The organism is Streptomyces sp. NPDC025784 (genome assembly GCF_055558435.1).
Genome location: NZ_JBVHMN010000020.1, coordinates 198,384 through 207,874 on the forward strand (window position 1 = coordinate 198,384; position 9,491 = coordinate 207,874).

Consider the following 9,491-nt stretch of genomic DNA (forward strand, 5'->3'; position numbering starts at 1 on the left):
AGCACCCGATGACGACGACGGAGGACCCGATGACCACCGCGGCGACCACCACCACTACTCCGGCCGGCTTCCTGCCCGCCACCGACGGCGCGCCCGCCGACACGTCCGCCGTCACCGCGACGGCGGCGCCGCCCCACTTCCTCAGAGCCCTGGCCGGGCGCCTGCTCCCTGCGCGCCGCACTCGCCCGGGGACGCCCGCCCCCTTCCTGCGGGAGGACTCCGCCGAACCGGGCCAGGACGGCCCCGACGTCTGGCTCGCGTTCCTGCGGCTGCGCGCCTGACGGGTCCCGCCCGCCGGCTCAGGACGGGGGCGCGTCGTCCCGCGGCGCCGCGGCGAGCTCGATGCCGCGGACACGGCGCAGCCAGCGCACCAGGACGTAGAGGGCGCCGCCGACGATCGCGCAGGGCTCCCACACGTCCGTGACGAGGGCCGGAAGGCCCCCGTGGCCGACGATCCAGACCGCCTGGACGCCCACCACCGCGGCGATGAAGCCGTTCGTGCGGGACTCCACGGCGAGCGTCCGGTCGACCGGAATCCACAGGGGAGCGGCGAGGTCCCGGACACGCAGCCGGACGGCCGCCCACAGGAAGCCGAGGGCGTAACGCATCCGCGTGCGCGGGGACAGCACGATCCCGCGCTCGGGGTCCCCGGCGAGAACGGCCGCCCACTCCTCGCGCAGATGGGTGCGGCGCCTCCCGGCCACGAACGAGGCGATCCCCAGTGTGCCGTTGCCCCTGCGGCTCTCGCGCTGCCGGGCGGCGGACGCGGTCCCGGTGTCCGCCTCCGGCGCGGCCTCACTGCCCGCGCGCAGAGCGGTGATCAGGAGGCCGACCGAGGCCATGACGACGAATGCCGCGGTGAGGGCCACGAAGACCCAGCCGTCGGTGATCAGGGTGGCGGAGAGCCCGGAACTCCGGCTGACGGTCTTCAGGGTGTAGCCGACGACGAGAAAGATGACGGCCGCCGTCCCGGCCAGCACAGGGGCGAGGACCGCCACGAGCCCCGCGCCGGGGACGGGCTCGTCGTCCCGCCGGTCCGTACTCACGCCGCACCCCCGTTGCCGGCCGGGCGCAGCCCGAAGAGCCGTGGCTTGCGCTCCCGGGCCTCGCGGGTGGCGAGCCGGCCCGCGGCGGTCAGTTCGTAGAAGTAGCGCTTCGGACGGCCGGGGTGCTCGCCGGTCTCGGCCCGGCGGACCGCCCACCCGGCGTCGACGAGCCGTTCGAGAATGGGATACACAGTGCCGGAGCCGAGATCGGCCTCCTCGCAGATCCGCAGCCCCCACGCCGGGTCGTCCGGCGTGGCGGCCAGCAGCACCTTGAGGACCTCAAGTGTCGGTCGTGTCAGGCGAATTGATGCCATGTCACGAGTGAAGCAGGCATCAAGGCGTATGTCGAGAACGACAGTCGTGCGGGTCTTTGCCGGGATCCCGCTATCCGTTCAGGCGGTAGATGCCGTACCCGAACCCCTGCGCGTCGATGGTGCCGTCGTCGCCGATGCGGACGCCGGAGGACTCCAGGGGTTCGGCGCCACGGACGCGGGTGCAGGTGCAACCGGCCGCGTCCTGCTGCGGGTTGACGACGACGAGATGACGGTCCCCGCGTGCGTACACGAAGGGATAGCCCGGGTGGAGGACTTCCACCTGGCTCCGGGCGCCGAGGTCCGGTGTGCCGGCGCGGAGGGCCACGAGGCGGCGCACCAGGTGGAGGAGCGAGGTCTCGTCCGCGAGTTGGGCGGCGACCGTGGGGCGGGCGGGGGAAGGGTCGACCGGGAGGTAGAGGATGTCGGCGGGGGCGGACGAGAAGCCGGCGTTCGGGCCGTCGTCCCACTGCATCGGGGTACGCGAACCCGCGCGGTTGTAGCGGGGGCCCAGCACGCTGCCCTCCTTGTCGGGCAGCCCGGGGATGTAGCGCATGCCGATCTCGTCGCCGTAGTAGATGGCCGGCAGGGTCGGCCAGGTGAGCTGGAAGGCGAAGGCCGCGGGAAGCTGACCGGCCGTGCGGGGGCCGCAGTTGAGGCGGGAGAAGTCGTGGTTGGCGGTGGGCAGGGAGATGAACCCGCTGTCGCCGAGGGTGGTGACCGCCCGGTGCCAGGCCTCCACGAACGGGCGGGGCGAGCCCTTGCCGCTCGGGTCGAAGAAGCAGTCGAGCGGGTCCCAGGCCTCGTTGACCGTGCCTTCGGAGTTGCTCCACAGCGACCGCAGCGCCAGGCCGTCGGTGGGCCCGCCGAACTGGAGGAAGAAGTCGGTGTGGAAGCCCGCGGGCACCGACACCTCCGGCTCGCCCCACTCGGACAGCAGCGCCGCGTCCGGGTGCGCGCCGTCCAGCCAGTGCCGCAGCTCCGTCCAGATCCGGGCCGTCTCGGTCCTGCCCGGATCGTCCTTCACGAGCGAGGCGGCCATGTCGACCCGGAAGCCGGACACGCCGAGCCCCAGCCAGTGGTCCATGATCTCGCGCAGGGCCGCGCGGTTGGCGCGGGGGCCGTCGGCGTCCACCGGGCTGCGCCAGGGTTCGGCCGGATTGCCGCGCGCGTAGCCGAAGTTGAGGGCGGGCTGGCAGGCGAAGAAGTTCGGCAGATAGGCGCCCGGCCGGGTCCCGGGAGAGGCCACGAAGCCGTCGGGGAGCCCGTCGGGCGTCCAGATGTAGCGGTCGTCGGCCGGATCGTCCGCGGCTGCCTCGAACCACGGGTGCTCGTCGGAGGTGTGGCCCGCGACGAGGTCCAGCAGGACCCGGATGCCGAGGCGGCGTGCCTCGTCGACCAGCTCGGCGAGGTCGTCGTTCGTGCCGTAACGAGGGGCGGTGTTCAGGTAGTCGGAGACGTCGTATCCGGCGTCCCGGAACGGCGAGGCGAAGCACGGGTTGAGCCACACGGTGTTCACGCCCAGCCACGCGAGGTGGTCGAGGCGCTCGGCGACACCGCCGAAGTCGCCGATGCCGTCGCCGTTCGAGTCGGCGAACGACTGCGGGTAGATCTGGTAGAAGACGGCGTCGGCCAGCCATGCGGGGGCAGGACGGAACGAAGTCATGCCGGCGACCATAGATCAGCCCGCACGGCGCGCGCTGCCCCTAAGCTGAAGGCGATGTTCACCCCGCAAGGTCCAAGCCTCCGCGAACTCGCCGTCCAGGCCCTGTCCTCCGTCGAGCACGGCTACGACCTGCTCGCGCCCAAGTTCGACCACACGCCCTTCCGGACGCCGGACTCGATTCTCGACGCGGTCGGGCAGGCGCTGCGACCCATGGGGCCCTTCCGGGCGGGCCTCGACCTGTGCTGCGGAACCGGCGCGGGCATGGACGTCCTGCGGAGGCTGTGCCGGGACTCGGTCACCGGCATCGACATCAGTGCGGGGATGCTGTCCGTCGGGCGCGCGGGGCACCGGGCCGGCGGGCAGCCGTCCATGGCCTGGGTGCGGGGCGACGCTCGCGCGCTGCCCTTCGGCCGCGCGTTCGACCTGGTCGTGAGCTTCGGGGCGTTCGGGCACTTCCTGCCACGGGAGCTTCCGGGGCTGTTCTCCGGGGTGCACTCGGTGCTGCGGCCCGGCGGGCGCTTCGCGTTCCCCGTCATGGCTCCGCCCCGTCCGAGCTCGCCCTGGTTCTGGGCCCTGCTCGGCTTCGACGCGGTGATGCGGGTGCGCAACGCCTTGTGGCGTCCGCCGTTCGTCATGTACTACCGGTCCTTCCGCCTGGGTGAGGTGCGGCGGGAGCTGGTCTCGGCCGGATTCGACGTGGAGCTTCACGCGCTGCCCGAGTTCGGCACACGGCCCGACGGCAGCCCGCGGTGCCGCATGGTGGTGGCGATCCGGACCCCGGACGTGGCCTCGCTCTGACCCCTCGGGTCCGCCTGTCGTGGCCGAAGCATGCCCTTGAGTGCGTTTGTTTTTCAAACCCAGTGGGCTACAGTAAGTCTGTTTTTCAAACTAACTATCTCATGCCCGTCGTCAGGACCGACCGTGCGAGGAAACGCGATGAAGATCCCCCTGTCCGTCGGCGCACCCGCGCCGGACGAGGCCGTTGCCGCCATCGACCCCCACTGGAGGACGCGGCAAGGCGCGCGTGGCGGACACGTCGCTGCGACGGCGCCGCGCGCGGTACGGGAGGGGGCCGCGGCCGACGCCCCCGTGTACGCGCCGACCACGCATTTCGGGGTGCACGATGGCATCTGATCTGCGCGCCGCGGCGACCGCGCCGCGCACGGCTCCCGGTGCGAACCCCCTGCCGGTCCTCGTCGCCGCCTGCCTCGGCCTGTTCACCGTCTTCCTCCAGACCACACAGACCATCGGCACCCTCAGCGCGGTGCAGGACGACCTGGGCCTCGGCCCGGCCGACCTCGTCTGGGTGCCCAGCACGTACACGCTCGTGGTGGCCGCCTGCGTGCTGGGCGCCGGAGCGCTCGCCGACCGGTGGGGCCGGCGGAGCGTCTTCCTCGCCGGAGCCGTCACCATGGCGGTCGGCGGGGTCGTCCTGGTCCTCGCAGGCAACCTGGCCACCGTGCTCGCCGGGCAGGCGGTCGCGGGCCTGGGCGGCGCCCTCATCACGCCCAGCTCGCTCGCGCTCGTCACCCACGCGGTCCCCGACCCCAAGCGCCGGGCGGGCGCGATCGCCGCGTGGGCCGCCACCTCGGGACTCGGTCTGGCGATCGGCCCCGTCACGGCCGGCCTCGCCCTGCGCTGGTGGACCTGGCACAGCGCGTTCTGGCTGAACGCGGCGGTCGCCGTCCTCGCCGCCGTGGTCGCCCTGCGGTTCGTCCCGGAGTCCCGGAACCCGTCCCAGCGCCTGGACTGGCCGGGCCAGGTGACGGCCATGGCCGGGCTGGGACTGATGGTCTTCTGGCTCATCGACGGCGGGCACCACGGTTACGGCTCGGCGCGCGCGGTCGCGGCCGTCGCCGCCTCGGTGGCGCTGCTCGCCGCGTTCGTCCTGATCGAGCTGCGGCGCGCGGCGCCCATGGTCGACCTGCGGCTGCTGCGCGACCCCTCCTACGGCGCCTCGCTGGTGCTCGCCGCGACCGTGCTGTTCGGCTTCGTCGGCCTCTCGCTCCTCCAGGTGCTGTGGCTGCAGCGGGTCCGGGGACTGAGCGCCCTGGAGGTCGGCGCCCAACTCCTCGCACAGTTCGGCACGTTCATCGCCGCCTCCGTCCTCGCGGGCGTGCTCGTACGGCGTCTGGGCCCACGCACCCTGATCACCGCGGGGCTGCTGTTCGCGGCCGCCGGAGCCGCGCTCTTCGCGCAGGTCGGACCCGGCACCTCGTTCACCGGATACGTGGCCGCCTTCGTCCTGTTCGGACTGGGCAGCGGCCTCGCCAACGCGCCGTCCACCGCGCTCGCGGTAGGCCATGTGCCGCGCGGACGCGAGGGTGAGGCGGGCGGCACCGTGAACGCGGCCCGCCAGATCGGTGCCGTCCTCGGCACCAGTGTCCTCGGCACGCTCATGACCTCGCGCTTCGAGGACCGGGTCACCCAGGTCCGCGATCCGCGTGCCGCCTTCACCGACGCCGTCGGCTCCACGGTGTGGGTCGTCGTGGCGGTGCTCCTGGCCGGAGCGGCCGTGGCGCTCGCCCTCTCGGCGTGGACGCGGCGCACGGCACCCGCCCGCAACGCCTGAGGGATACGCCCCGCCTCGGCGCCGCCACCCGAGGAGGCCCGGGCCCCCGGAACGATCCGGGGACCCGGGCCTGACGCAGCCGATCCGGGAACCCGGCCTGCCGTACGGGAAGACGGGACCCGGGGCGCTGCCGTCACGGCGGCGCGTGTCCGGTCAGCCGCGGATGAACTCCAGCAGGTCGGCGTTGAAGGCCTGCTCGAACTCGCCCACCAGGCCGTGCGGCGCGCCCGGGTACACCTTGAGCGTCGCGTCCTTGACCAGCTGGGCCGTCTTCAGCGCGGCGGCCGCGATCGGCACGATCTGGTCGTCGTCGCCGTGCGCGACGAGCGTCGGCACGTCGATGCGGGCCAGGTCCTCGGTGAAGTCGGTCTCGGAGAACTGCCGGATGCAGTCGTACGCCGCCTTCAGACCGGCCTGCATGCTCTGCAGCCAGAACTCGTCGCGCTTGCCCTGCGACACGGCCGAACCCTCACGGTTGGCGCCGAAGAACGGCACGCTCAGCTCCTGGTAGAACTGCGAACGGTCCGCCGCCACACCGGCCCTGATCCCGTCGAAGGCGTCCAGGGGAGTGCCCTCCGGATTCGCGTCCGTCTTCAGCATCAGCGGCGGAACGGCGCCCAGCAGCACCGCCTTGGCCACCCGCGCGCTGCCGTGCCGGCCGATGTAGCGGGCGACCTCGCCGCCGCCGGTCGAGTGCCCCACCAGGATCACGTCGGTGAGGTCCAGCTTCTCGATCAGTTCGGCCAGGTCGTCGGCGTACTGGTCCATGTGGTTGTCCTGCCACGGCTGCGCGGAGCGGCCGTGCCCGCGGCGGTCGTGGGCGACGGCGCGGAAGCCGTTCTCCGCGACGAGCCGCATCTGACCGTCCCACGCGTCCGCGTTCAGCGGCCAGCCGTGGCTGAAGACGACGGGCTGCCCGCTGCCCCAGTCCTTGTAGAAGATGTCGGTGCCGTCGGACGTCGTGAACGTGCTCATGAGTGTTCCCTTTCGACTGGTGATGCGATGCGCGCGTGGTGGTGCGAAGTGGCGTGCGGGCGCCGTACGGCCGACGGTCGCGCGCAGCCGGTCACACGGAGCGGCGGACGACGTCCGGCGCCGTGTCGGCTGCTGCCGGCCGGCCGTGGTCGATGGTCGCGGCGCGTGCCCCCGGTCCTCGATCTCGCTGATCTCGGTGGCGCAGGGGCGGCCGCTTCTTGTGCGAGGGACGGGCGATCGGGCCACCGCGCGACGTGGTCCTCCCGCCCGGGACGATCAGCCGCGGGCCGCCGCCGGGGTCCTCGGTACCGGAGCGGAGGAGGCCGCCGAGGCGGTGGCCGACGACGGGAGGCCGACCGGAAGGCGGTCCGTGGCGTCGGCCCGCCCGATCCGTTGTGCGTCGTTGGTGGTCACGTCGTCGACGCTAGACGTGATCGGCGCTCCTGGGATCGGTCACGTGACTGTCATCGTGTACCGGACACCGATCCGACCAGGTCGCGGCCTCGGCCGCCCCGGTGTCCTCGGGTTTCGCGCCGGGGCGCGGTCCCGGCGGAGGACGGTCCTCCGTGCGGCGTCCGGCCGGCGTCCCGGCACGGTCAGCCGGCCGCCGGGAGCGTGAACTCGTACACCAGGGCGTCCTGCCGGGCGTCGACGACGAGGTCGGTGATCTCCAGGGGGCGGTCGTACTGGTCGTGCACGCGCCGGGTGACCCTGACGGACTCGGGGAGACGGGTGATCGCGTCCCGGTGGTGCAGGGTCAGCCCCGCCTTGCGCATCCAGTCGTAGGCCCTGCGCAGCTGCGCCGACGCCGTGCCGTCGGCGCGGTCCCGGTAGCGGGCCAGCTCCTCGACCTCGGTGACCGCCACCGCGGAGAAGGACGTCACGGCCGTCCGCAGCCCCGTGCCGTCCGCCGCGGTCGACTCGTAGCGGTGGACCAGGGTCGGCCGGCGCGGAGCGAGGCCGAGGGCCTCCGCGTGTTCCGGCGGGGGTGTCTCCCAGGTCACGGTGGTCCGCTGGAGCGTGGGCGGTTCGGGGTTGAGCGCCCCGACCGGGAAGTCCAGGGAGGGCATGTGCTCGGCGGCGGTGCCGGGCAGCGTGGCGTGGCTGCCGCGCCGGTCCGTGGAGACCGTGCCCTCGCGGCGCAGCAGCTGCAGCGCCTGCCGCACCGTCTCGCGGCTCACGCCGAATCGTGCGGCCAACTCCCTTTCTGCCGGGAGACGTTCACCGGGTGCCACGGTTCCGTCGCGCAGCTCGCCGAGCAACTGCGTGGCGATCCGGGCGTAGAGCGGTTCGTGGTCGGATGACTGGGTGGTGCGGGCCATGTCCGCCCCTCCTGCGTGGTGACAAGGCGTATCCGTGCGGGCTCATTGCGCCACCACATCTAGCATTGGTCTAAACCACCAGGAAAGAGCGGTCGGGCAGTTCGGCCGATTTCAGTCCGCGCTTCCCGGCGGGCGCGGACCCCCTCGGAGCGAGCTGTACAGCGCGTCGACGAGTGCCGTCTTCCTTGGGTCGTCGGCGATGTGCGGGCCCATGCGGTTCATGACGTACCCCAGGGACACCCCCGCCTCCGGGTCGGCGAGACCGCACGAGCCGCCGAACCCGTCATGACCGAAAGCCCTCGGGTTGGGCCCGTACGAGCCGTTGGCCCCGCTGAGCCACAGCCCGAGCCCGATCTCCGTCTCGCCCTCGAACCCGGCTCCCAGGACGAGATCGCGGCAGCTGCCCTGCCCTTCGCGCACCCGCTCGGCGGCCTGTGGCGACAGCAGCTGCCGGGAGCCGTACGCGCCCCGGCCGGCGAAGATCCCGTACAGCGCGGCCACCGCGCGTGCCGTGCCGTGGCCGTTGGCCGCGGGGATCTCGGCCGCTCGCCACCGGGCCGTGTTGGCCTCCCCGGCGCCGACCGCCGGATTCGTCAGCGCGGCCAGTGCGGCGGGCGCCAACTGGGCGAACACGGCGGCCTGTTCGCTGGACGTGGCGGCCGGCGGGTGCACCAGCTCGGCCGCCCGCTCCGCGTCCTTCTCCGGCAGCCCGATGGTGAAGTCGATGCCGAGCGGACCGGTCACCTCGTGCTCCAGGAACGCGCCCGGCAGCAGCCCAGAGACCCGCCGCACCACCTCGCCGACCAGATGGCCGAAGGTGAGCGCGTGGTAGCCGGACCGCGTTCCCGGCTCCCACCAGGGCTCCTGGGCGGCCAGCCGCTGCACGGTCAACTCCCAGTCGCACAACTGGGCGAACGAGTGCGGCTCGCGCAGTCCGGACAGTCCCGCCCGGTGCGACAGCAGATGTCGTACGAGGACGTTCTCCTTGCCGGCCGCCGCGAACTCCGGCCAGTACCCGGCCACGGGGGCGTCGAGGTCGAGCAGTCCCCGGTCGGCCAGGATGTGGGCGCACAGGGCCGTCGGCCCCTTCGACGTCGACCACACGTTCACCAGGGTGTCCCGTTCCCAGGGGCGGGTGCGCGCCGCGTCGGCCCAGCCGCCCCACAGGTCGACCACCGTCTCCCCGTGCAGCGTGACCGCCACGGCCGCGCCCAGTTCCTCGCGGTCCCGGAAGTTCTCCTCGAACGCGGCGCGGACCGCCGCGAATCGCTCGTCGCAGTGGCCTTGGGCGTCGGACGGGTGCTGGGACATGGGACCTCCGTCGTGCGAGCGCGGGCGTCCCCGGACGAACCCCGGGTCCGCTGAACGTACCGACTGGTCGGACTGGAGGGAAGTGCGGTGGCCGGATCCACCCCCGGAAGGCGGGTGCCCGGGCGGACGGGCCCGGTGCCCCACCAGGTGCTCCCGGGCCGGGTCCCGCGCGCCCGGGCCGCTCCGGGCGACACCCCTAGACGAGTAGTTCCAATTGCGGGGTTCACGAACGGAGGGAGGGTGTCCAACATCGGGTTGTGACGACCGATTTAGACACCCTCTTGACGG

Annotated in this window: 11 protein-coding genes; 4 read left to right on the forward strand and 7 right to left on the reverse strand. The window is 73.0% G+C overall.

The annotated features are described in order from the left end of the window. Positions 1-8 precede the first annotated feature (8 nt). Entirely contained in the window at positions 9-281 is a 273-nt protein-coding gene (locus tag ACZ4IF_RS35495) for a hypothetical protein (RefSeq protein WP_467570524.1), read from the forward strand. Positions 282-299: 18 nt separating this feature from the next. On the opposite strand, the gene ACZ4IF_RS35500 is transcribed toward ACZ4IF_RS35495, so the two are convergent. The 3 genes from ACZ4IF_RS35500 to ACZ4IF_RS35510 all read right to left on the reverse strand — a co-directional run bounded on the left by ACZ4IF_RS35500 (position 300) and on the right by ACZ4IF_RS35510 (position 3,023). Continuing rightward, the gene (locus tag ACZ4IF_RS35500) at positions 300-1,046 is read right to left on the reverse strand and encodes a hypothetical protein (RefSeq protein ID WP_467570527.1); all 747 of its coding nucleotides are present in this window, start codon (positions 1,044-1,046) and stop codon (positions 300-302) included. Further along, a complete protein-coding gene (locus ACZ4IF_RS35505; RefSeq protein WP_467570530.1) occupies positions 1,043-1,360 on the reverse strand; it encodes a PadR family transcriptional regulator in 318 nt (105 codons plus the stop codon). Before ACZ4IF_RS35505 ends, ACZ4IF_RS35500 begins: the two co-directional genes overlap by 4 nt. Positions 1,361-1,430: 70 nt before the next feature. Beyond that, positions 1,431-3,023: an alpha-amylase family glycosyl hydrolase gene (locus tag ACZ4IF_RS35510; protein WP_467570533.1), complete on the reverse strand. Its 1,593-nt coding sequence runs from the start codon at positions 3,021-3,023 to the stop codon at positions 1,431-1,433. A 54-nt stretch (positions 3,024-3,077) separates the two neighbouring features. Between ACZ4IF_RS35510 and ACZ4IF_RS35515 the strand changes: the two genes are divergently transcribed. The 3 genes from ACZ4IF_RS35515 to ACZ4IF_RS35525 all read left to right on the forward strand — a co-directional run bounded on the left by ACZ4IF_RS35515 (position 3,078) and on the right by ACZ4IF_RS35525 (position 5,595). Continuing rightward, on the forward strand, positions 3,078-3,821 hold the full coding sequence (locus tag ACZ4IF_RS35515; RefSeq protein WP_467570536.1) for a class I SAM-dependent methyltransferase: 744 nt from the start codon (positions 3,078-3,080) through the stop codon (positions 3,819-3,821). Positions 3,822-3,959: 138 nt separating this feature from the next. Then, positions 3,960-4,157, forward strand: a complete 198-nt coding sequence (locus tag ACZ4IF_RS35520) for a hypothetical protein (protein ID WP_467570538.1) — start codon at positions 3,960-3,962, stop codon at positions 4,155-4,157. Next, complete coding sequence (locus tag ACZ4IF_RS35525; RefSeq protein WP_467570541.1) at positions 4,147-5,595, forward strand: MFS transporter; 1,449 nt, start codon at positions 4,147-4,149, stop codon at positions 5,593-5,595. The genes ACZ4IF_RS35520 and ACZ4IF_RS35525 overlap by 11 nt, the downstream gene beginning before the upstream one ends. A 153-nt stretch (positions 5,596-5,748) precedes the next feature. On the opposite strand, the gene ACZ4IF_RS35530 is transcribed toward ACZ4IF_RS35525, so the two are convergent. The 4 genes from ACZ4IF_RS35530 to ACZ4IF_RS35545 all read right to left on the reverse strand — a co-directional run bounded on the left by ACZ4IF_RS35530 (position 5,749) and on the right by ACZ4IF_RS35545 (position 9,203). Next, positions 5,749-6,570, reverse strand: coding sequence for an alpha/beta fold hydrolase (locus ACZ4IF_RS35530; protein WP_467570543.1), 822 nt, complete (start codon positions 6,568-6,570; stop codon positions 5,749-5,751). A 276-nt stretch (positions 6,571-6,846) separates the two neighbouring features. After that, positions 6,847-6,984 (reverse strand): hypothetical protein, encoded by a 138-nt coding sequence (locus tag ACZ4IF_RS35535; RefSeq protein ID WP_467570545.1) that lies wholly within the window; start codon positions 6,982-6,984, stop codon positions 6,847-6,849. 182 nt (positions 6,985-7,166) lie between these two features. Continuing rightward, positions 7,167-7,892, reverse strand: a complete 726-nt coding sequence (locus ACZ4IF_RS35540) for a GntR family transcriptional regulator (RefSeq protein WP_467570547.1) — start codon at positions 7,890-7,892, stop codon at positions 7,167-7,169. Positions 7,893-8,003: 111 nt separating this feature from the next. After that, positions 8,004-9,203: a serine hydrolase domain-containing protein gene (locus ACZ4IF_RS35545; protein ID WP_467570550.1), complete on the reverse strand. Its 1,200-nt coding sequence runs from the start codon at positions 9,201-9,203 to the stop codon at positions 8,004-8,006. Positions 9,204-9,491: the final 288 nt, after the last annotated feature.